Raw genomic sequence first — 19709 nt, 5'->3', positions numbered from 1 at the left:
GGTGTCGCCCGGTTGGCGCGCGGCGCTGAGGTGGCGCTGGTCGGCATGCGGCCTCCGGTTGGGGCGCGAGCCCGGCGGGGTGTGGCCCGGTTGGCGCGCGGCGCTGGTGAGGTGTGGCGCCGGTCGGCACGCGGTCTTGGTCGGCGCGCGGCCTTGGTTTGCGCGCGGGCCCGGCGGGGGCGTGGCTCGGTTGAGGTGTGGCCCCGGTTGGCGCGGCACTGGTTGGGATGTGGCGTCGGTCGGCACGGGGACCCGCCGGGCAGCGGCTTCAGCTGGCAGCGTCGTAGGGCTGAAGATGGGCTCACCGAAGCGCTAGGCATTGCGGCGTCGGAACGCTAGTGCCGCGACCGTAAGGAGGGCCAGGGGCCACAGCGTGGCGGCGGCAGCCCCTCGCGACGGCTCCAGTAGTGCGGTGTCGGGTAGCCACGGGGACGAGGCCGGAGCGTAGGAACGCAGCAGCGGGCACGCGACCAGATAAGTGGTCAGCAGCACGGTCGTCGCGGCCAGCGCGTTGCGGAACAGCAGTCCGGCGGCGACGCCGATCAGGGTTACGCCGACGAGGTATGCCGCCCAGCTCGGTCGTAGCGGTGCCGGCGGGGCCAGGACGATCGGTGCGGCCATGACGACGGAGGCGACCGCTACGGCGATGGCCTTTGCGGCGGCCAGCCGATTACGCCGCGGGGCTGCCAGCAATGTGGCCCGAATCTGGCCGCCCGCCTCGTATTCCTGGGTCGCGGCGAGGACACCGAGGATCAGGAAGCCGACCTGCGTCCAGCGCAATGCTGTCAGCACCGGGTCTTCCGCCGGCACGGCACGGTGGGCGGCGAAGGCCAGCAGGGCGGTCGCGGCCCAGGTCAGTGACGCCGTCCAGCGCAGCCCCGGCAACGACGCCAGCTTGCCCAGCTCGGCCCGCACGGGCAAGGCGGGCCCGGAGAAAACGGCTCCGGAGGAGACGTGCCTGGTTGAGGCGACGCTGGTGGAAGCGGCTCTGGAGCAGACGTGTCTGGTGGAGGCGAGGCTGGTGGAAGCGGCTCTGGAGGAGACGTGTCTGGTGGAGGCGGGGCTGGAGGAAGCGGCGCTGGAGGAGACGTGCCCGGTGGAGGCGACGCTGGTGGAAGCGGCGCCGGCCGAGGATTCAGGCACGTCGGCGGCGGCGCCGGCGACGGGGGTGCGTACAGGGGGGACGGCCGCGACGGGAGGCTGTGCGTCGGCGCTGTGCATCGTGGAGGTGGGGTCGGCGCCTTCGGGGGTGCGCTGGGCCGTCATGCGGGACGCCGGTGGAACAGGTAGGCGGCCAGGGCCAGCAGGGCGGTCACCCAGGCCGTCATCGTCAGGCCGGCCGTGACGGGTGGGATGGTGATGTCGGCGGGTTGCGAGCGCAGGAACATGTGGGCGCCCACGATGTCGGGGAGGTAGGCGGCCGCGGGGGTGAGTTTGGTCAGCAGATACGACACTGAGACGACCGAGCTGTTCACGATGAAGACCGTCAGCGTGATGATGCCGTTGCGGAAGATCAGGGTCACCGAATAAGCCAGCAGGGCCAGCAGCACCCAGTAGAGGACCGCCGCGCCGACCCGGACGGCCGAGAACGGCGGGGCGTAGTCGGGCATGAGCAGGCCGGTCAGCCAAAGCGTCACAAGGGCGGTCAACGCCCCCTGCACGGCCACCACCAGCACCAGCGCCGCGCCCTTGGCGGCCAGCAGCCGGTGGCGGGCGGGCATGGCCAGCAGGGTCGACGTCAGCTGGCGGGCCCCGGGGGAGTCGTCCCCCGTGGACGTGTATTCGCTGCTGACCGCGACCACGCCCAGGATCAGCGCGCCGAGCAGGCCGATCCCGAGGTTTTGATAGCCCACGTCAGCCGCGTTGACCAGCTGCCCGGTCTCGGCGGCGCGACGCAGCGCGGGAGCGTTGACGAACACCAGAGCGGGCGCGGCGATCAGCCCGAACACGAGCCCGGCCCACGCCGTCGGCAGGCCCAGCAGCTTGCGGAGCTCGGCCACGACCAGGTGCCGGCTCACCACGCCGCCTCGGAGGGTTCGCCGGTCAGCGACATGAACGCGTCCTCCAGCGTGTCGTGGCCGGCGGTCACCTCGGTCACCGTGCCGCGGGCGACGACACGGCCCCGGTCGATGACCACCACGTCGTCGGCGGTGGAGGCGAGCTCGTTCATCAGGTGGCTGGAGAGCAGCACCGTGCGGCCCTCGGCGGCGCACTGGCGCAGGAACGTGCGCATCCAGCGGATGCCGGCCGGGTCGAGACCGTTGATCGGCTCGTCGAGCACCAGCACCGGGGGATCGCCGAGCAGGGCGGCGGCCAGGCCCAGCCGGCGGCTCATGCCGAGCGAGAACTTGCCGGCCCGCTTGCCCGCCTCGCCGGCCAGCCCGACGATCGCCAGCACCTCGTCGACCCTCGAGCGGGACAGGCCGTTGCTCGTGGCCATCCAGCGCAGATGGGCCCGCGCCGAGCGGGAACGGTGGGAGCCGCTGCCGTCGAGCAGCGCGCCGACGACGGTCAGCGGGCGCGGCCAGGACGCGTACGGCTGGTTGCGAATCAACGCGGTGCCGCTCGACGCGCGGTCGAGGCCGAGCAGGATGCGGACCGTGGAGGTCTTGCCCGCGCCGTTGGGGCCGAGGAAGCCGGTCACGCGGCCCGGTCTGGCCTCGAAGGACACGTCGTGCAGGATGCCCGGGCGGCTGACGGCGTCGATCGAAATCATGCGAGGAGTCAACCGGATCCGGTCCGCCGAAGCGTCAAACCACGGGTCCATCTTTTCGCCGCCCCGTCTAGGACCCTGGTTGGAGAACTACAGTCGCGGCATGAGTGGGAGCGGTCGTCCGGAGTGGCGTTCCAGGGCCGTGCCGGTGCTGGTGGCGGTGGCCGCGGTGGCCGTCATGGCGATGATGACCACCGGCGCCGAGGGCACGGCGGCCACGGTCGTGCCGTTCGTCTTCGTCGGGGCCGCGGTGGCCGCCGCGGTCTGGGCCGTGCGCCGGTGGCGGGCCGACCGCCGCGCCTACGAGCGGCGCCTGACCGAGTGGGCCGTCGTCGAGGAGCGCCTCAAGATCGCTCGCGACCTGCACGACATCGTCTCGCACGGGCTCGGGCTGATCACCGTACGGGCCGCCTCGACCCGTCATCTGGCGAAGCCGGCCGAGGTGGCGAGCGCGCTGACCGATATCGAACAGGTGAGCCGGAGCGCCACGGCCGAGCTGCGGCGCATGCTCACGGTCCTGCGTGACAAGTCGGACGCCGCGCCGAAGAGTCCGGCCTCGGATCTGGCGACGTTGCCGGAGATCGTCCGAGCCGCCGAGCAGACCGGCCTCCGTACGGAACTCACCGTGACCGACCTCGGCGCGGTGTCACCCGGAGTGCAGCAAGCGATCTGCCAGACCGTACGGGAGGCCTTGAACAACACTGCCCGTCACGCCGGCCCCACCGACGTACGGGTGGTGGTGCGCCGCGACGAGGAGGCAGTGGTGATCTCCGTTGTGGACGCCGGATCGGCCCCCGGCTGGCGCCGCAGCCCCGGCGCCGGGCACGGACTGGTCGGCCTGCGCGAACGGATCACGGCGCTCGGCGGCACGCTGGCCGCCCGGGCCAAGGACGACGGCTTCCAGCTCACCGCGCGCATCCCGGACGAGGTCGCGGCGTGACCCCCGTACGGGTGCTGCTCGTCGACGACCAGCCGCTGCTCCGGCACAGCCTCGCGATGATCATCGACAAGGAGCCCGACCTCGAGGTGGTGGGGCAGGCCGGCGACGGCGCGGAGGCGGAGCAGCGCGCACACCAGGCCCGGCCCGACGTGATCCTGATGGACGTCCGCATGCCCCGCGTCGACGGTCTCGAGGCCACCCGCCGGATCTGCCGCGACCCCGCCCTCGACCAGGCGCGGGTGCTTGTTCTCAGCATGTTCGAGCTGGACGAATACGTGCACGAGGCGCTGCGCGCGGGCGCCTCCGGCTTCCTGCTCAAGGACGCTCACCCCGAGGAGCTGCTCGACGCCGTCCGCCGCACCCACCGTGGCGAGTCGCTGTTCGCGCCGTCGATCCTGACCCGGCTGGTCGACCACTTCGTGTCCGCGGCCGGCGTCACTCGCGAGCGCCCCTCCCTGCGCGGCCTGACTGTCCGTGAGGTCGATGTGCTCACGCTGGTCGGCACCGGCCTGTCCAACGACGAGATCGCCGCCGCCCTGGTCATCTCGATCAAGACGGTGAAGACCCACCTCACCCACCTGCTGGCCAAGCTGCGGGCCCGCGACCGGGCCCAGCTGGTGATCGCGGCGTACGACTCCGGCCTGGTCCGGCCCCGGGCCGTCCAGCCCGGACCCGGCCGCGGCGACCGATGACCGCTGCGGGAGAGAGGGCCGGCGGCGATCAGGCAGCCAGCTCGAAATCCATCCGCCGGGTGGAGCGGGCCCGCAGCCGAGCCAGCTGCGCCCGGGCCAGCTCAAGGCGGGCCAGTTCCATCCGGGCCAGCTCCATGTGAGCCGGCGAGCGGCCCAGGTGTGGCTGCTGGGTGGTCAGGTCGCGCAGGACGGCCAGCAGCAGGTCGGCCATCGTCAGGCCGAGGGCGCGGCAGATGGCCGCCAGCAGCTCGGACGACGGCTCCTTGCGGCCGCGCTCGACCTCGGAGAGGTGACCGATCGACATGCCGACCGCGTCGGCCACCTCGCGCAGCGTGCGATTCTGCGCCTGGCGCGTGCGACGAAGAACCTGCCCGATCAGCTCCCGCAGCATCATGACCCGACACTAGCCGTTACGCGCCCGCCTCGCGTTCCCGAGTGAAGAGCCGTTGCGTTCCCGGAAGGCGATCATGTTCATCCGGTTGCCGCAGCGGACCGTGCAGAAGCGTTTGGAGCCGTTGCGGGAGAGGTCGAGCACCAGGCCGTCGCAGTCGTCGGCCTCGCAGATGCGCAGGCGGCTCGTCTCGTTCATGCGGATCACGTCGGTGAACGCCAGCCCGACCTCGGCCCGGATCCGTTCGGCCAGCGGCGCGTCGGGGGAGGTGGCGTGCATGTGCCAGTCGAGCTGGTCGTGGCGGGTCAGGAACGGCAGGGCCTTGGCGTCGCGCAGCATGCCGTTGACGACCTCGACCGCCTCGTCGCGTTCCAAAACCCAGACCGACCGCAACAACGTACGGGTGTCGCGCACCTCGCGCAGCTCGGCCTCGTCGTGGTCGATGCGACCCGTGTACGTCCACTTGGTCAGCAGGGCCGCGAGCTGCCCGGTCGTCGACAGCTCGTCCTCGCCGCTGCGGGAACTGCCGGGCGACGTGTTGCCCAACGCCACGACAAAGTTCAGCGACTCCTCGGTGTCAGGGGCAAAAAGCAATTTGACTCCTCACTGAGTGCGGCCTAGCGTCAGGGGCGTACGGAATTTTACCCATGACGGCACGCGGCACCAGGGAGGCGGCACCCATGAGGCTCGCACCGAAGCACGTCGGGCTGATCGCGATGATCCTGTCCGCGGTCTCGTTCGGCACGTCCGGCGCCTTCATCAAGCCGCTGCTCGAGGCCGGCTGGTCCCCGGCCGCCGCCGTCACCGTACGCGCCCTGACCGGCAGTGTCGTGCTGCTGCCGTTCGTGCTGTTCGCGCTGCGCGGCCGTTGGTCGGCCCTGTGGCGGGCCCGCTGGCGGGTGCTCGGCATGGGTGTCATCGCGGTCGCGTTCACCCAGCTCACCTATTTCGCCGCGATCTCCCGCATCCCGGTCTCGACGGCCCTGCTGATCGAATATCTGGCACCGCTGCTGCTCGTGCTCTGGGCCTGGGCGACCACCCGGCGCATGCCGCGCCCGACCGTGCTGCTCGGCTCAGTGCTCGCCGTCGGCGGCCTCGTGCTGGTCATCGGTCCCGGCGCGCTGCAGGCCGTCGACCCGCTGGGCCTGCTGCTGGCGTTCGCCGCCGCCATCGGCTGCGCCGTCTACTTCGTCGTCGCGGCCCGCCCCGCCGATGGTCTGCCGCCGGTGGCCCTGGCCGGCTCCGGCCTGCTGCTCGGCGGTGTCGTGCTGGCCCTGGTCGGGCTGACCGGCGCGATCCCGTTCGAGACGGTCGGCGGCACGGTTCCGCTGCTCGGCGCCACCGCTCCCTGGTGGGTTCCGCTCGGCGTCGTCGCTGTCGCGGGCACGGCCATCGCGTACGCCACCGGGATCGCCGGCTCGTCGCGGCTGGGCTCGCGCCTGGCGTCGTTCCTGGGCCTGCTCGAGGTCGTGTTCGCCTCGATCTTCGCGTGGCTGGTCGTGGGCGAGTCGCTGACCCTGCTCCAGATCTTCGGCGGCGCCCTGATCCTGGCCGGCATCGCCGCGATCCCCGGCGAACAGCCCGCGGCCGCAGTAGCCGAGCCGCCCGCGGCCGCAGTAGCCGAGCCGCCCGCGGCCGCAGCAGCCGAGCCGCCCGCAGCCGCACAGGCCGAGCCTCGCGACGAGCCGGCGGAAACAAAGCGTGCAGTGATCACCGGCTGACCCCCGTCCGGGATCGTCCGGAAACCGCCGCCCCGGCAAGGCGAATCCGCAAGCTTCCCAGAAAAAGGGAGGCTCACATGAGGACAAGACCACGTCTGGCGGCACTCTCGGCAATCATCCTCACCGCGGTCGCCGTGGCGGTGGCTCCGGCCACTCCGGCCCTGGCCGCCGCGGTCTACATCAGCGTGCTCAACCCCGGCTCGACCCAGCCCACCAGCGCCCAGCGCTTCGTGCTCGGCATCGACGGCGCCCGCACCGACAACCGGGCCGACGCGATCCTGGCCCGCTACAACGGCAACCTCAACCAGTTCTGGACCGTACGGGTGGTCTTCCCGGACCCTCAGAACCAGGGCCGCGACGTCGTCCAGATCGTCAACGCCAAGTCCGGCAAGTGCCTCGACAAGTCGCTGGACGCGCCGAACGCCAACGGCAACCGGGTCTACCAGTTCACCTGCGACGACCTCGCCACGCCGCGGGACAATCAGCTCTAGTACGCCGTCCGGACCAGCGCGAGCAACGGCAACTGGCGTGAGCTGCGCAACCTCGAATATCCGCGCTGTCTCGACATCCCCGGGCCGTCGCAGGTCACCGGGGCCAAGCTGCACATGTGGGACTGCTACGGCTCGTGGAGTCAGCAGTGGAACATCAAGTGACTGTCAGGCGTGCGCGCCGACCGTGACGGCGCCGATCGTCAGCGTCGGGGTGGCCGCCTGGGCCAGGCCCAGCCTGGCCACCTCGTCGTCCAACGCGGACAGCCGGGCCCGCGACAGCGGTTCGAGCGGTTCGACCGTCACGTGCACCCGGCGGCCCGAGCGTCGCTGGTGCCAGACCCCCACCACCAGGCCGTCGATCAGCAGCACCGGATAGTTGCCCGCCTGCCCCCGTGCCAGCGCCCGCTCGAAGGCCCGCCCCGGGAACACCACGCGGCGCGGGTGCGAGCCCACGGCGTACGCGTCGAAATAGGGCAGGAGCCGCAGACCGCCGACAGAATCGGGAAACGCGTCGTCCCCGGCGACCAGGTAGGCGTCAGCCGAGATCCGGTCCAGGTCGAGGCCCGCCATAACGGTGGTCACAAAGGGAACCGGCGCGGCCAGCCACCGCGCGACCTCGGCCGGCGTGGCGGGCCCGTACGACCACAGATAGCGCCTGATCAGCTCCGCCAGCGCCGCCCGTGGCTCCCACGAAGTGAACCCGGGCGCCCACACCGCCGGGCTCGTATAGGTCACCTTCCGCCCGCGCGGGGCTCCGAAACACAACACGCCCTGAGTCAGCGGCGACCCGACGATCTGCCGCCACCGCGGCCACATGGTCTGAAACGCGGGCATCACCAGGTCACCGGCCCACGACCCGGTCCGCCGCACCACTTCGGCCGAGAGCTCGTCGACACTCAGGGGCCCGTCCGCCGACCGCACGGCATCGTCCAGCGCCGCCACCACCTGCGCGTTCTGCGCCGGCGTCATGCGTACGTCGGCGCCGAAGACGGCCGAGTGCGGCAGCGCGGCCAGCGCTCCCGCCCACAGCCCCAGGTCCCGCGCGGGCAGCAGGTGCACTGTCCCGCGCGGCCCCCACGTCTTGACCAGCGTCCGGTCTTCCCACACCGCATCCCGTACGGCGTCAAGGGTGCCCCCGTCGAGCCGCAGCGCCACCGACAGCGAGGCCGCCGACATCACCTGGGCGTGCGCGCCGCACATGGCGCCCACGACGTCGGCCGCGTCGGTGCCGGGCTCGCCGAGGTAGTTCCGCGCCACCCGCCGGGCGATGATCGAGGACCAACTGAATCCCATAGCGCCACGCTAACGACGATTGCGGTCACTTTCCGGCCGCAGGAACAGCAGCACCGCCAGCACCCGCCGCGATTCGCCGCCGGTGGCGGGCAGCCCCAGCTTGCCGAAGATGCTCGACACGTACTTCTCGACCGCGCGCACCGTCAGGTAGAGCCGGTCCGCGATGCCCTGATTGGAGTGGCCGGTCGCCATCAGCTCCAGCACCTCACGCTCGCGCGGGGTCAGCGCGGCCAGCGGGTCGTCGGGCCGGGGCCGCGACACCAGCGCCGACACGATCACCGGGTCGACCGCCGTGCCGCCCGCGGCCACCCGGCGCAGCGCGTCGACGAACTCCGCGACGTCGCCGATCCGGTCCTTGAGCAGATAACCCGCCCCGGCCGCCGAGCCGGCGAACAACCGCATGGCCAACGCGGGCTCGACATGCTGCGACAACACCAGCACCCCCGTACGGGGATGGTCTGCTCGGATCTGGACGGCGGCTCGCAGCCCCTCGTCGGTGTGCGTCGGCGGCATCCGGATGTCGACCACCGCGACGTCGGGTCGCAGCGCCGCCACGGCCCGCAGCAGCGCGGACGCGTCGCCGCAGCGGGCCACGACCTCGAACCCGGCCCCGGTCAGCAGGCTGGCCACGCCCTCGCGCAGCAGCACGCTGTCCTCCGCGATGGCTACCCGCACGGCAGCTCCGCCCGCACCCGGGTGCCGCCGCCGGCCGGGCTCCACACCCGCAGCGTCCCGCCCAGGGCCTCGACCCGGTCGGCCAATCCGCGCAACCCGCTGCCCCGGCTCGTGTCCGCGCCGCCCGTCCCGTCGTCGTCAACCTCGACCACCAACCGGTCACCGGCCCGGCGCAGGCACACCCCGGCCGACGACGCGCCCGCGTGCCGGCCCACGTTGGTCAGGCTCTCGCAGACCACGTAGTAGGCCGCCACCTCGATCGCCTCGGGCAGCCGCCCGTCGAGGCCGACGTCGAGCCGCAGCGGCACCGGGGCCCGGATCGACTCGACCGCGACGGCCAGCCCGTGCGCGGTCAGCACGCCCGGATAGAGCCCCCGGGCCAGGTCGCGCAGCTCGCTCAGCGAGGTGGCCACCTCGTCCCGGGCCTCGGCCAGCGCCCGCCGGGCCGCGGGGTCGTCGCCGAGCTGCGCCTCGAGCAGGCTCAGCCGCAGCGAGAGCCCGACCAGCCGCTGCTGCGCGCCGTCGTGCAGATCGCGTTCGAGCCGGCGGCGCTCGCGGCGGCCCGCCTCGACCACCCGGGCGCGCGAGCCCCGCACCTCGGCCAGCCCGGCCCGCAGCTCGGCCCGCAGGCGGCCGTTGTCGATCACCATCTCGACCGCCGCCACGACCGCCTCGAGCAGGTCGCGCTCCGCCGCCACGGCCGGATGGTGGGCGATCGCGGCCACCGGCTCGCCGCCCCGCCGGATCAGCGTGACCGATTCCGGCAGGGTCGCCGGGGCGCCCTCGTGATCGACCCAGCTGCGGTATTGCGGCAGCCAGTAGAGCAGGTGGGCGGTCGGGTCGCGCAGGGCCCGGGCCAGCGCGGGGGAGAGGTCGCCGGTCTCGGAGCGCAGCGCCACCATGAGCTCGCCCAGCGAGGCCCGGGCCAGCCGCGCGTCGAGCAGCCCGACCAGGAACGCGACCGGGGCCAGGCCGAGCACCCCGAGCGTGACCGCCTGCACCACGGCGAACCCGGGCGCCGACAGCACCCCCATCACGAGCAGGACGGCCAGCGACACCAGGCCCAGCGTGAACGCGTCGACGAGCCAGCGCACCGAGCGCCGCAGCGGCAGATTGTCGGCCCGGCGCCGCACGGCCAGCAGCACCACGCCGGCCAGCAGCAGCGCGCTCAGCAAGACCAGCTGGACCGTGTGCACGACGTCGGCGGCCCGCGGCGCGTCGACGACCCGCAGCAGGTTGCCCGGCCCGAACGCGCCGAGCGCCATCGCCGTCAGCTGCAAACCGATCGAGACCGCGTACGCCACCCCGACCAGCGCCGTGGCCGGGGCGCTCAGCCGGCCGGTCGGGAAGGCCAGGAACACGTGCAGGAACAGCACGACGACCAGCAGGTCGAGCGCCAGCCCGGCGGTGAACAGCAGCGGGTGGGGCGACCAGGCCAGGTTCGACAGCGCGGCGCCAAAGCCGACCAGCACCATGAGCCGCCCGAACGCGCTCGCGGGCCGGCGCGTCCAGGCCAGCAGACCACAGCACACGTACGCCAGCAGGATCCAGACGAACAGGGCGGCCTGCTCGATCCGGCCGGCGGGCAGCGCGAGGGCGACCGACATCGCCGCCGCACCCGCACCGGCCGAGGCCAGGGCGATCCGCAGCGTACGGCTGGGAACTTTGTGCCCCTCGATGCCAGCAGGATAGGCGGGCCGACCGGCCGTGAACATGCCAGAAAACCGGCCTGTGAACGACTGGCCGGCACGGTGTCCACAGCCCCGCCGCCGGACGACCGTGAGGGCATGACCACACTTGCCGTGGCGATCCGCCGCCACCCACTCGTCTCGTTCTTCGTGCTCGCCTTCGTCATCGGCTGGGCGCCGTGGCCGTTCGGCGGCGGCATGTTCCCCGTCTCGCCGCTGCTCGCCGCGCTGATCGTCGCCGCCGTCACCGGCACCCTGGGCGACCTCGGCCGCCGCATGATCCGCTGGCGGGTGCCGTGGTGGTGCTATCTGGCCGCGATCGGCCTGCCGCTGCTCGTCATCCTCTCGACCGCCGCGATCATGGGTGGCGGCTCGTGGCGGTTCGCGTGGGCCGACCTGGCGATCCTGTTCGCGCTGCGCTGGGTCAACCCGCTCGACGGCCCGCTCGGCGAGGAACCCGGCTGGCGTGGCTTCGCCCTGCCCCGCCTGGACACGCGACACGCCCCGCTCGTCTCGGCGGCCGTGCTCGGCGCCGTCGTCGCGGTGTGGCACCTGCCGCTGCTGTTCACCGAGATGGGCAACCGGGTCGGCCCGATCGGCATCGTGACCACGTTCGTCATCACGTTCGTCTACTGCTGGCTGTTCCGGCGCTCCGGCGGCAGCGTGCTGCTGACCATGCTGTTCCACGTCACGCAGGGCACGATCGTCCCCGGCACCTTCGGCTACGCGGGCGACGACGTCGACCGGCTGCTCACGCTCGGCTGCGTCACCTGGACCGTGATCGCGCTCGCCCTGATCGTGCTCGACCGCGGGGCCTGGCGCGTGCGGCCGCCCGAGGCCCCGGCCGGGCGACCCCCGCGGGAGGCCCTGACGACCCCTATCGTGCAGCCCTGAATATTCTCAGGGTGAACTAGGGGTGCGGCCCCGATGGCTCGGCGGGCGCGGGACCGGCAGGCTGATCCCGTGCTCGCCGAACTGTTGAACGCCGCTACCGCCTTCGTCGACTGGCTGTCCACGCTCGACCGATGGACGGTCCTGGTCTTCACGTTCCTGTCCGCCGCCGTCGAGATGACGTTCCTGGCCGGCCTGCTGGTGCCCGGCGAGTCCGTGGTCATGCTGGCCGGCTCGCTGCCCGACGGCCCCGCGGGCTTCGTCGCCGTGCTGGCCGTGGGCACCGCCGGGGCGCTGGCCGGTCAGATGGCCGGATACGCGGTGGGCCGTGCCTTCGGCCCGCGCCTGCGCGGCACCCGGCTGGGCCGCCGGATCGGGGCCGAGCGCTTCGACCGGGCCGAGAGCTACCTGCGCGACAAGGGCGCACCGGCGCTCGTGGCTGTTCGTTTCGTCGCCGTCGTGCACGCGGTCGTCCCGATCGTGGCCGGGGTCGTGCGCATGCCGTTCGGCCGGTTCGTGCTCTGGTCGGGCCTGGGCACGGCGCTCTGGGTGGGCGCCTTCGCCGGGGTCGGGCTGCTCACCGCGGGCGCCGACGCCACGGGCGGCCTCGGGCTCGTGCTCACCGCCGTCGGCGCGACCTGCCTCGGCGTCGTCCCGTTCCTGGCCCGCCGCCTGCGCCGCCCGGCCGCCGTGCCCGCCTGATCAGGCCCGCGCGGGCGGCAGGCAGAACGCCGTGCAGGCCCGATGAGATGCTCAGAAGTGCTCGTCCAGGCGTGCAGTGCTCGTGTTCAGGTCGATCGCGGCCCAGCTGTCCTGGCCCCACTGGCGGTTCTGGATCGTGGCGAAGCCCTGGCTGTTGGTGTCGTTGACCCGTCCGGTCTCGTCGAAGCCGAAGGGCGCCGCCGTCGCCGCGACCAGGCCGGCGCCGATGAGCGCGACGACCCGACTCGTTCTTCTCATGTTTCCCCCGATCCTGTCGGCCGATGGTTCGAGGGTCGGCCGACGTCGGTAAGGGTGGTTCAAGTTCGGACGATTCCGGACGCCGTTTAGCGGGGCGCCGATCGGGGATACCGCTCGGATGACTGATGCGGCGGGCCGGCGTGACCTTGTGGTGCTCGGCGGCTCGGCCGGTGGTGTCGAGGCGCTGAGCGCTGTCGTCGCCGGGCTGCCGGCCGATCTGCCCGCGGCCGTGCTGATCGCGCTGCACATGCCCGCCCAGAGCCCGAGCAACCTGGCGGCGATTCTCGGCCGCAGCGGGTCCCTGCCGGTGTCGGTGGCCGAGGACGGCGCGCAGTTGCGTCCCGGCCACGTGTGGGTGGCCGTGCCCGGCCGGCATCTGCTCGTGCGCGACGGGCACATGCTGCTCAGCGGGGCCCCGAAGCAGAATCGCGCGCGTCCCTCGATCGACGCGTTGTTCCGCAGCGCGGCCCGCTGGCGCGGAGCCCGTACGGTGGCGGTGGTCCTCTCCGGCAACCTGGACGACGGCGCGGTCGGGCTGGCCGCCGTCGACGCCGCGGGAGGCGCCTGCATCGTGCAGGATCCGGGCACGGCGATCTGCCCCGGCATGCCGCAGTCGGCGCTGGACGTCGTGCCCCACGCCGTGGCGCTGCCCGTGGCCGAGATCGGTCGCGGCATTCAGACCCTGCTCGGCGAGCCGGTCCCCGCGGCGGCGCCGAGCCCCGACGCGGACCTGATCGCGGAGACTGACATGGCCGAGCACAAACTGGAGATCTCCGAGCGCCGCCAGCCCGGCCGGCCGGCCGCGCTGAGCTGCCCCGACTGCTCCGGCGGCATGAACATCGTCGAGTCCGGAGCGGCGGTGCACTACACCTGCCACATCGGGCACATCTGGTCACCGCAGAGCCTGGTGGCCGCCCAGCAGGACAAGATCGAGCAGGGGCTGTGGACCGCGCTGAGCATCCTCGAGGAGCAGGCCCGCGTCTACGACGACCTGGCCGCGCGCGGCGCCGGCGGGATCAGCGTGAACCACCAGCGGGCCGCCGCCGACGAGATCCGCGGGGCGGCCGACGTGATCCGCAAGCACTTCCCCGACATCGTCCTCGAGAACTAGCTAGCGGCGGATCGTGGGCAGGCGGGACGCCCGGACGGTGACCCGCCGGGGCCCGACCACCAGCCCCTGGTCGCTCATCTCGACTCCCTCCACCTCGTACCAGAGGTCGCCGTCGTGCTGCAGCGGCGAGCCGGCCAGCACCCGGTCGAGGCGGATGCGCAGCGGGCCGATGCCGTAGCGGTAGTCCTCCTCGGCGAAGGTCCAGACGGTCCCCACGGGTCTGTCGTCGATGGTCATCTCACCTCACCGGGCCGGGCCCTTGGTCATGGGCGACGGGATCTGGAACGCTGGCGTCCATCCTGCGCTGTCCATTGCAGCTGCACAAGGGCATCTGCACGTGCAAGTGCGCTTGCAAGTGAAAATCTGGACGATCGTCCAGAATCGCTCGACGAACGCCCCGGTCAGTCCGGGGAGGCGGGGATCCGGCCGGTCACCCGCTGCGCGACCCAGCCCGCCGGGATGTGCCGTCCGGTCAGGACGTATTCGGCCACGACCCGGTTCGTCAGCGTGTCGAGCAGCGCGCGTGGCGTGCGTCCACGGCCGACCAGCAGGAGCTGATCACCGGTCGTCACCGTCACGTCGTCGTCCGGCCGCAGCGTCGTCTCGCCGTCGCGCAGCAGCATCAGCGGCACGGCGTCCAGCCGCCGCTCCCGGTCGCCGGGCGAGCGCAGCAGATCGCCGAGCGTGATGCCGGCGCCCAGCCACGGCCGCACCCCGGGAGCCTCCTGCTCGGTCAGGTTGACCTTCCACACCGGGCCGAGCCGCATGCCGCAGTACGCCTGCATCCGCTCGAGCGTGTCGGCCGCCCACTCCTCGCCCAGCTCGGGCATCTCCTGCAGGAACCGCCACAGCAGCGGCGTGCTCAGCCGCGCGTAGATCTCGCGGGCGGCCATCTCGCTCGGCACCAGCAGCCAGTCGATCTCCATCGCCGCGAACAGCGGCGCGCTGGGCGGCCGGTTCTGCCGGGCGCCGATGAACAGCGCCGGGTTCTCCTTGCGGGCCGCCGCGACCAGCGAGAGATTGGTGGCGTCGTTGTCGGTGCCGGCCACGAAGCCGGCCGCGGTCGCGAGGTCGGCCTCGGCCAGCACCGACGGCTCGGACGCGTCCCCCTCGATCATGGTCAGCCCCGGCTCGGCCTCCGGGTTGAGGTCGATGACGGTTACCTCGAGGTGGTCGGCCCGCAGATCCTCGATCAGCTTGTGCCCGAACCGGCCGAAGCCGCACACCACCCAGCGGCCCGTCGCCGGCGGGCGGCCCGGGGCTGGCATCTCGGCGCCCTCGCCGCGCACCAGCCACGACATCAGCAGGTACGCCGAGGGAGCGTGCAGCGCCAGGCGCAGGTGATCGCCGTACCGGTCGAAGGGGTTGACCACGGTGGGCGAGCCGAACGCGTGCATGCGGTGCTCGATCGCCGGCGACACCGTACGGGCGATGACCGGCAGCCCCGGGCGGATCAGCGCGGCGGTCATCGCCACGATCAGGTTGACCTCGTCGTTGTCGGTCAGCGCGACGACACCCTCGCAGGCCGGGTGCTCGATCCCGGCCACGCCCAGGGTGTGCGGGTTGGCCGCGTCGGCGACCAGGCCCGGCACGTCCGCGACGTACGGGTCGATGTCGAGCGTGTCGACGTGCTCGGCCGAGTTGTCGACCACGACGAACCGCCGGCCCAGCGCGTCGAGGGCCTGCCCGAGCATCTGACCGGTCTGGCCGTACCCGACGACCAGCAGGAACGGCTCGCGCAGGCGCCGGACGGTGCCGGTGAAGCGGCGCAGGGCCAGCGCCTCGCGGAACGCCCGGTCGCGCAGGGTGGCCAGCAGTGAACCGATCGCGTACGCCCAGCCGATCACCGTCAGATAAATGGTCAGCGTCACCCAGAGTCGCTGCGCCCCGGTGAACGGATGCGGGATCTCGCCGTACCCGATCGTGGTGGCCGTGTAGCTCATGAAGTAGAACGCGTCGAAGAACCCCATCCGTACGGGGTTGCCGTCGGCGTCCTGGCCGGGGATCAGGGTCAGGCCGAACACGCTGATCGCGAAGATGAGGATGAGCACGATCAGCGGCGCGCGCATCCGCCGCAGCACCAGGAAGACGGTCGACGAGTTCTCGGTGGGGCGGGCGATCCTCGTACGGCGGTGGGGTCTGTGCTTTTTCATGGTGCGGCCTAACGGCGGCGGAACGTGGTCGTCTCGATCACCAGCAGGGCGACCGAGACGAGGTTGGCCAGCAGCGCGCCGCCCGAGAGCGACACCACGCTCGCCGTGTTCTCCGGGGTCATGCCCGCGCCGGAGATCTGGGTGGCGTAGACCCAGGTGATGGTGGCCGCGATCAGCTGCAGGTCGGCCACGAGACTGGTCGCGAGGTGCACCGCCCCGATCTGGGTGCGGTCGCCGAACTTGAGGACGGTGGCGATCAGATTGACCACCACGGCCGCGAACAGCTCGTACTCGTTGTGCAGGGCCGCGTCGGAGATGTCCCCGATGAAGAACCCGAAGTTGAGCGTCGCGGCCAGCAGGACGAAGAAGCCGAAGATCACTTTTTCCAGACTCACGCGCTCACCTCGGCACACACGCTAGTGCAGCGACCAACTCCTGTCTTGTTTCCTAGTGGATCAACGGTAAACGGGGGTCGGGCCGCAGAGTGACCTTCACCGCCCCGGCCCGCGGACCGGCGGCGGCCGTGGCGAGCGCGGTGCGCCACTCGGGCAGGCCGAACGTGTGGGTGACCAGGTCGTCGACCGGGTAGGCGGGATCGTGCAGCCACTCGACGACCTGGGCCATGGTGTGCCGGCCGTCGAGCGCGGGCTCGGGGCCGAAGTTGACGCTGCCCTGCACGGTGAGCTGGCGGTTCCAGACCAGCGACCAGTCGACCGGCTGCTTGCCGGCCCCGCCGACCAGCACGAGCATGCCGCTCGGGCGCAGCAGGTGCAGGCCCAGGTCGATCGTGGAGGCGAGGCCCACGCAGTCGAAGACGACGTCGACGCCCTGCTCGAGCAGCGGGACCTTGGTCAGGCGGGGGCGGATGACCCGGCCGCCGTGCAGCTCGGCCAGGGTCTCGACCACCCCCGGGCCGGGCGGCAGGGTGCGGTCGGCCTCGGTCGGACCCGGCCCCACGGCGGTGATGTCCAGGCCGGGGTGCAGGCGGCGCAGGGCGGCGATGACGAGCCGGCCGATCGTGCCCGGGCCGATGACCACGGCCCGGTCGCCGCGGCGCGGCCAGTGCAGGGCGGCGTGCAGCGCGATCGAGGCCGGCTCGGCCAGCACCGCCCGGCGCGACGGCAGGTCGCCGACCGGGTGCAGCTGCGACTCGTGGGCGACCAGCACCTCGCCCCAGCCGCCGCCCAGCGTGGCGTCGAAACCGAGCGACGGGGCGTGGCAACCGGTGACACCGGGCTGGTCGAAGCGCTCACAGACGTACGGGAAACCGTCCCGGCAGGAGCGGCACGGCGGGAACCCGCGGTGGAAGCAGGACACGATGGGGTCGACGACGACCCGCTCGCCGGCCTCGGTGACGGCGACGATCTCGTGCCCGAGGATCTGGTGGCGGGCGGCGTAGAAGGCGCTGAGCACCAGCGACGACTTGGCCCGGGCGACCCCGACGTCGCTGCCGCAGATGCCGGCGAGCTCGGGCCGCAGCCGCACCCAGCCGGGCGCCTGGGGCAGCGCGGGCTCGGGCCAGTCGTCCCGCAGCGAAAGCATGCCCCCGAGCCGCTGATGGGCGGCGGTCAGCAGATAGCGCGGCACGGACAGATTGGCCACGACCGCGCGCACGGCTAGAAGTCCCGGGCCGTGTCGAACCAGGAGTCGGCGGGTTCGCGCTTCAGCCGGTGGCTGCCGGGGCCGGTCAGCGAGAGGAGTTCCATCAGTCGCGATCCAACCACACCCGGGCTCAGGTGTGTTCTGTGCTAGTTGCCGTGCACCTCGTCCTAGCGGCGTCCGTCAATGCGATCGCACGATGTGGACCAAGCCCGAAACGTTCTCGCCACAAGAATGAAACGTATCAAAGAAGGGATCGTCGATGAAGCGACTCCTCGTCCTCGCCTTGCTGGCCCCGCTCGCCCTGACCGCGGCCACAGACAAAGCCGCCGCCGACTGCAAGTCCTACCCGTGGATGGACACTCGCAAGTCGCCCGAGAGGCGGGCTCAGGCGCTGCTTGCGGCCAGCACCCAGCACCAGAAGTACCGCTGGCTCGTCGAGCAGCCCGCCAACAGCCCGCAGCAGACAGAGTGGACCGGGGGCGTCGTCTATCCCGTGCAGGTGCCGTGCACGCCGACGGTTGTCTACTCCGACGGGCCCGACGGCGTGCGGTTCACCCCGGGCGTGACCGCCTTCCCGGCCACGATCGCGACTGCGGCCACCTTCAACCAGCCCCTGGCGTACGCGAAGGGCGCGGCCCAGGCGAGCGAGGCGTTCGACAAGGGCAAGAACGTGCTGCTGGCGCCGGGCCTGGCCAGTGGCCGCACGCCGCTGTCGGGGCGCACGCCCGAATACTTGGGCGAGGATCCGCTGCTCACCGGGGTGATGGCGGCCGCCGGCGTCAAGGGCATCCAGAGCCGCGGGGTGCTGGCCACGCTCAAGCACTATGTCGCCAACGAGCAGGAGCTGGACCGGCAGACCAGCTCGTCCAACGCCACCGAGCGCACGCTGCGCCAGATCTACGACCTGCCCTTCGAGATCGCCGTCAAGCGCGGCGGCCCGGAGAGCGTCATGTGCTCGTACAACCAGATCAACCACGTGTACGCCTGCGAGAACGAGCGCCTCAACCGGGTGCTCAAGGACGACATCGGCTTCGACGGCTATGTGATGAGCGACTTCGGCTCGGTCCACTCGACCGCGCCCAGCCTGGTCAACGGTCTCGATCAGGAGCTCAACCGGCCGATCTGGTTCACCCCGGCCCGGCTCGACGAGGCGCTGGCGGCCGGGCAGATCACCCAGAAGCAGATCGACGCGGCCGCCTTCAAGGTCGTCCGGTCGTACGTACGTGGGGGTCTTTTCGATCGTGCGTTGCCCGCCACGCCGGTCGAGGACGCGTCGACGCCGGCGCACAAGGCGATCGCGCGGGCCACGGCCGAGCAGGGGTCGGTGCTGCTCAAGAACACCGGCCTGCTGCCGCTCAAGCCGCGCAAGGGTGACGACATCGCGGTCATCGGAGCCACAGCTTCCCGTACGCCCACCGACGGCGTCAGCGCCTCGTCGGTGTGCAGCCTGCCCTGGCGCTTCGGCAACCCGGCCACGCTGCAGTGCGAAGATCTGGTGACACCCGAGGAGGGGCTGCGCACCCGGGCCGCGAAGAACGGCGCGACCGTCAGCTTCGACAACGGCAGTGACGTGGCGGCGGCCGCGGCGGCGGCGAGGGCGGCCGACGTGGCAGTGGTCTTCGCGTACGTGCTAATGGGCGAGTTCAACGACCTGACCGACCTGAGGCTGCAGGGCAACGGCGACGCGCTCGTCTCGGCGGTGGCCGCGGCCAACCCCCGTACGGTGGTGGTTCTGCAGACCGGAAGCGCGGTCGAGATGCCCTGGCTGTCGCAGGTGCCGGCCGTGCTCGAGACCTGGTATGCCGGGGAGCAGATGGGCCCGGCGATCGCGTCGCTGCTGTTCGGCGACACCAACCCGTCGGGCAAGCTGCCGATGACGTTCCCGAAGTCGCTCGCCGACACCCCCACGGCCCGCAGCGCGGCGCAATATCCGGGCGTGGTCGCCGACGGGATCCGCCAGGTCGACTACAACGAGGGGCTCAAGGTCGGCTACCGCTGGTACGACAGCGAGGGCATCGAGCCGCTCTTCCCGTTCGGGCACGGCCTGTCCTACACGACCTTCAAATACTCGAACCTGCAGGTCTCGTCGGCGCACGGAGACGTACGGATCAAGGTGCGGCTGACCAACACCGGCAAGCGGGCCGGCACCGAGGTCGCCCAGGCGTACGCGACCCTGCCCGCCTCGACCGGGGAGCCGCCGCGGCGTCTCGTGGGCTTCGAGCGGGTCACCCTCGGGGCGGGCCAGAGCCGTACGGTCGATTTGACGCTTTCGCGCTCCGACTTGTCCGACCTGCACCTGCTGCAGTACTGGTCGGGCGGCTGGAAGACGGCGAAGGGCACGTATCGGGTGGAGGTGGGCGGCCGGCGCGCCGACTTCCGCCTCTGATG

The 19709-nt window shown here is 72.1% G+C and carries 21 protein-coding genes; 8 read left to right on the top strand and 13 right to left on the bottom strand.

The features are described 5' to 3' along the window. Positions 1-312 precede the first annotated feature (312 nt). The 3 genes from JKJ07_RS37155 to JKJ07_RS37145 form a co-directional block, all read right to left on the bottom strand. Positions 313-915 carry a hypothetical protein gene (locus JKJ07_RS37155; RefSeq protein WP_202996653.1) on the bottom strand — a complete coding sequence of 201 codons (603 nt, stop codon included), beginning with the start codon at positions 913-915 and terminating at the stop codon, positions 313-315. Between the two features lie 347 nt (positions 916-1262). Then, entirely contained in the window at positions 1263-2018 is a 756-nt protein-coding gene (locus JKJ07_RS37150) for a hypothetical protein (protein WP_202996652.1), read from the bottom strand. Continuing rightward, positions 2015-2716 (bottom strand): ABC transporter ATP-binding protein, encoded by a 702-nt coding sequence (locus tag JKJ07_RS37145; RefSeq protein ID WP_202996651.1) that lies wholly within the window; start codon positions 2714-2716, stop codon positions 2015-2017. The genes JKJ07_RS37150 and JKJ07_RS37145 overlap by 4 nt, the downstream gene beginning before the upstream one ends. Before the next feature lie 100 nt (positions 2717-2816). Here JKJ07_RS37145 and JKJ07_RS37140 point away from each other — a divergent pair, with 100 nt between their 5' ends. Both JKJ07_RS37140 and JKJ07_RS37135 read left to right on the top strand, forming a co-directional pair. After that, positions 2817-3653, top strand: a complete 837-nt coding sequence (locus JKJ07_RS37140) for a sensor histidine kinase (protein WP_202996650.1) — start codon at positions 2817-2819, stop codon at positions 3651-3653. Then, positions 3650-4345 carry a response regulator gene (locus JKJ07_RS37135; RefSeq protein ID WP_202996649.1) on the top strand — a complete coding sequence of 232 codons (696 nt, stop codon included), beginning with the start codon at positions 3650-3652 and terminating at the stop codon, positions 4343-4345. The genes JKJ07_RS37140 and JKJ07_RS37135 overlap by 4 nt, the downstream gene beginning before the upstream one ends. A 28-nt stretch (positions 4346-4373) precedes the next feature. On the opposite strand, the gene JKJ07_RS37130 is transcribed toward JKJ07_RS37135, so the two are convergent. Next, positions 4374-4739: a helix-turn-helix domain-containing protein gene (locus tag JKJ07_RS37130; RefSeq protein ID WP_202996648.1), complete on the bottom strand. Its 366-nt coding sequence runs from the start codon at positions 4737-4739 to the stop codon at positions 4374-4376. A 9-nt stretch (positions 4740-4748) separates the two neighbouring features. After that, positions 4749-5330 (bottom strand): CGNR zinc finger domain-containing protein, encoded by a 582-nt coding sequence (locus tag JKJ07_RS37125; protein WP_202996647.1) that lies wholly within the window; start codon positions 5328-5330, stop codon positions 4749-4751. An 86-nt stretch (positions 5331-5416) separates the two neighbouring features. On the opposite strand from JKJ07_RS37125, the gene JKJ07_RS37120 reads away from it, so the two are divergent. Both JKJ07_RS37120 and JKJ07_RS37115 read left to right on the top strand, forming a co-directional pair. Next, positions 5417-6457: an EamA family transporter gene (locus tag JKJ07_RS37120; protein WP_202996646.1), complete on the top strand. Its 1041-nt coding sequence runs from the start codon at positions 5417-5419 to the stop codon at positions 6455-6457. Between the two features lie 77 nt (positions 6458-6534). Beyond that, positions 6535-6948 (top strand): RICIN domain-containing protein, encoded by a 414-nt coding sequence (locus tag JKJ07_RS37115; RefSeq protein WP_202996645.1) that lies wholly within the window; start codon positions 6535-6537, stop codon positions 6946-6948. A gap of 165 nt (positions 6949-7113) precedes the next feature. Here the strand turns inward: JKJ07_RS37115 and JKJ07_RS37110 are convergent, their stop codons facing one another. From JKJ07_RS37110 to JKJ07_RS37100, 3 genes are read right to left on the bottom strand one after another with little or no spacing between them, the layout of a single operon-like run. Then, entirely contained in the window at positions 7114-8241 is a 1128-nt protein-coding gene (locus JKJ07_RS37110; protein ID WP_236030508.1) for a winged helix DNA-binding domain-containing protein, read from the bottom strand. 9 nt (positions 8242-8250) lie between these two features. Beyond that, a complete protein-coding gene (locus tag JKJ07_RS37105) occupies positions 8251-8916 on the bottom strand; it encodes a response regulator transcription factor (RefSeq protein WP_202996644.1) in 666 nt (221 codons plus the stop codon). Beyond that, positions 8907-10631, bottom strand: coding sequence for a sensor histidine kinase (locus JKJ07_RS37100; protein WP_202996643.1), 1725 nt, complete (start codon positions 10629-10631; stop codon positions 8907-8909). The genes JKJ07_RS37105 and JKJ07_RS37100 overlap by 10 nt, the downstream gene beginning before the upstream one ends. 72 nt (positions 10632-10703) lie before the next feature. Here JKJ07_RS37100 and JKJ07_RS37095 point away from each other — a divergent pair, with 72 nt between their 5' ends. Together JKJ07_RS37095 and JKJ07_RS37090 are read left to right on the top strand one after the other, a co-directional pair. Beyond that, on the top strand, positions 10704-11498 hold the full coding sequence (locus tag JKJ07_RS37095; RefSeq protein WP_202996642.1) for a CPBP family intramembrane glutamic endopeptidase: 795 nt from the start codon (positions 10704-10706) through the stop codon (positions 11496-11498). A 69-nt stretch (positions 11499-11567) separates the two neighbouring features. Beyond that, complete coding sequence (locus tag JKJ07_RS37090; RefSeq protein ID WP_202996641.1) at positions 11568-12197, top strand: DedA family protein; 630 nt, start codon at positions 11568-11570, stop codon at positions 12195-12197. Between the two features lie 51 nt (positions 12198-12248). On the opposite strand, the gene JKJ07_RS37085 is transcribed toward JKJ07_RS37090, so the two are convergent. Then, complete coding sequence (locus tag JKJ07_RS37085; protein WP_202996640.1) at positions 12249-12455, bottom strand: hypothetical protein; 207 nt, start codon at positions 12453-12455, stop codon at positions 12249-12251. Positions 12456-12573: 118 nt separating this feature from the next. Here JKJ07_RS37085 and JKJ07_RS37080 point away from each other — a divergent pair, with 118 nt between their 5' ends. Beyond that, on the top strand, positions 12574-13566 hold the full coding sequence (locus JKJ07_RS37080; RefSeq protein ID WP_202996639.1) for a chemotaxis protein CheB: 993 nt from the start codon (positions 12574-12576) through the stop codon (positions 13564-13566). On the opposite strand, the gene JKJ07_RS37075 is transcribed toward JKJ07_RS37080, so the two are convergent. The 4 genes from JKJ07_RS37075 to JKJ07_RS37060 all read right to left on the bottom strand — a co-directional run bounded on the left by JKJ07_RS37075 (position 13567) and on the right by JKJ07_RS37060 (position 17333). Beyond that, positions 13567-13803 (bottom strand): hypothetical protein, encoded by a 237-nt coding sequence (locus JKJ07_RS37075; RefSeq protein ID WP_202996638.1) that lies wholly within the window; start codon positions 13801-13803, stop codon positions 13567-13569. Between the two features lie 164 nt (positions 13804-13967). Beyond that, positions 13968-15719: a potassium channel family protein gene (locus JKJ07_RS37070; protein ID WP_202996637.1), complete on the bottom strand. Its 1752-nt coding sequence runs from the start codon at positions 15717-15719 to the stop codon at positions 13968-13970. Positions 15720-15727: 8 nt separating this feature from the next. Further along, positions 15728-16114 carry a DUF6394 family protein gene (locus tag JKJ07_RS37065; protein ID WP_202996636.1) on the bottom strand — a complete coding sequence of 129 codons (387 nt, stop codon included), beginning with the start codon at positions 16112-16114 and terminating at the stop codon, positions 15728-15730. 52 nt (positions 16115-16166) lie between these two features. Further along, entirely contained in the window at positions 16167-17333 is a 1167-nt protein-coding gene (locus JKJ07_RS37060; protein WP_307834599.1) for a zinc-dependent alcohol dehydrogenase, read from the bottom strand. Positions 17334-17580: 247 nt separating this feature from the next. Here JKJ07_RS37060 and JKJ07_RS37055 point away from each other — a divergent pair, with 247 nt between their 5' ends. Beyond that, entirely contained in the window at positions 17581-19707 is a 2127-nt protein-coding gene (locus tag JKJ07_RS37055; RefSeq protein WP_202996635.1) for a beta-glucosidase, read from the top strand. Positions 19708-19709: the final 2 nt, after the last annotated feature.

It is taken from the genome of Paractinoplanes lichenicola (genome assembly GCF_016785085.1).
Taxonomy (GTDB): Bacteria; Actinomycetota; Actinomycetes; order Mycobacteriales; family Micromonosporaceae; genus Actinoplanes; species Actinoplanes lichenicola.
The sequence above is the reverse complement of the archived record's forward strand: the minus strand, read 5'-3'. Positions and strand labels throughout refer to the sequence as shown.

Bases quoted from the DNA above. Each gene is read 5' to 3' on its own strand.
- JKJ07_RS37145 (WP_202996651.1), bottom strand. From the start codon at position 2,716: ATGATTTCGATCGACGCCGTCAGCCGCCCGGGCATCCTGCACGACGTG.
- JKJ07_RS37140 (WP_202996650.1), top strand. From the start codon at position 2,817: ATGAGTGGGAGCGGTCGTCCGGAGTGGCGTTCCAGGGCCGTGCCGGTG.
- JKJ07_RS37130 (WP_202996648.1), bottom strand. From the start codon at position 4,739: ATGATGCTGCGGGAGCTGATCGGGCAGGTTCTTCGTCGCACGCGCCAG.
- JKJ07_RS37120 (WP_202996646.1), top strand. From the start codon at position 5,417: ATGAGGCTCGCACCGAAGCACGTCGGGCTGATCGCGATGATCCTGTCC.
- JKJ07_RS37115 (WP_202996645.1), top strand. From the start codon at position 6,535: ATGAGGACAAGACCACGTCTGGCGGCACTCTCGGCAATCATCCTCACC.
- JKJ07_RS37110 (WP_236030508.1), bottom strand. From the start codon at position 8,241: ATGGGATTCAGTTGGTCCTCGATCATCGCCCGGCGGGTGGCGCGGAAC.
- JKJ07_RS37100 (WP_202996643.1), bottom strand. From the start codon at position 10,631: ATGTTCACGGCCGGTCGGCCCGCCTATCCTGCTGGCATCGAGGGGCAC.
- JKJ07_RS37095 (WP_202996642.1), top strand. From the start codon at position 10,704: ATGACCACACTTGCCGTGGCGATCCGCCGCCACCCACTCGTCTCGTTC.
- JKJ07_RS37085 (WP_202996640.1), bottom strand. From the start codon at position 12,455: ATGAGAAGAACGAGTCGGGTCGTCGCGCTCATCGGCGCCGGCCTGGTC.
- JKJ07_RS37080 (WP_202996639.1), top strand. From the start codon at position 12,574: ATGACTGATGCGGCGGGCCGGCGTGACCTTGTGGTGCTCGGCGGCTCG.
- JKJ07_RS37075 (WP_202996638.1), bottom strand. From the start codon at position 13,803: ATGACCATCGACGACAGACCCGTGGGGACCGTCTGGACCTTCGCCGAG.
- JKJ07_RS37070 (WP_202996637.1), bottom strand. From the start codon at position 15,719: ATGAAAAAGCACAGACCCCACCGCCGTACGAGGATCGCCCGCCCCACC.
- JKJ07_RS37055 (WP_202996635.1), top strand. From the start codon at position 17,581: ATGAAGCGACTCCTCGTCCTCGCCTTGCTGGCCCCGCTCGCCCTGACC.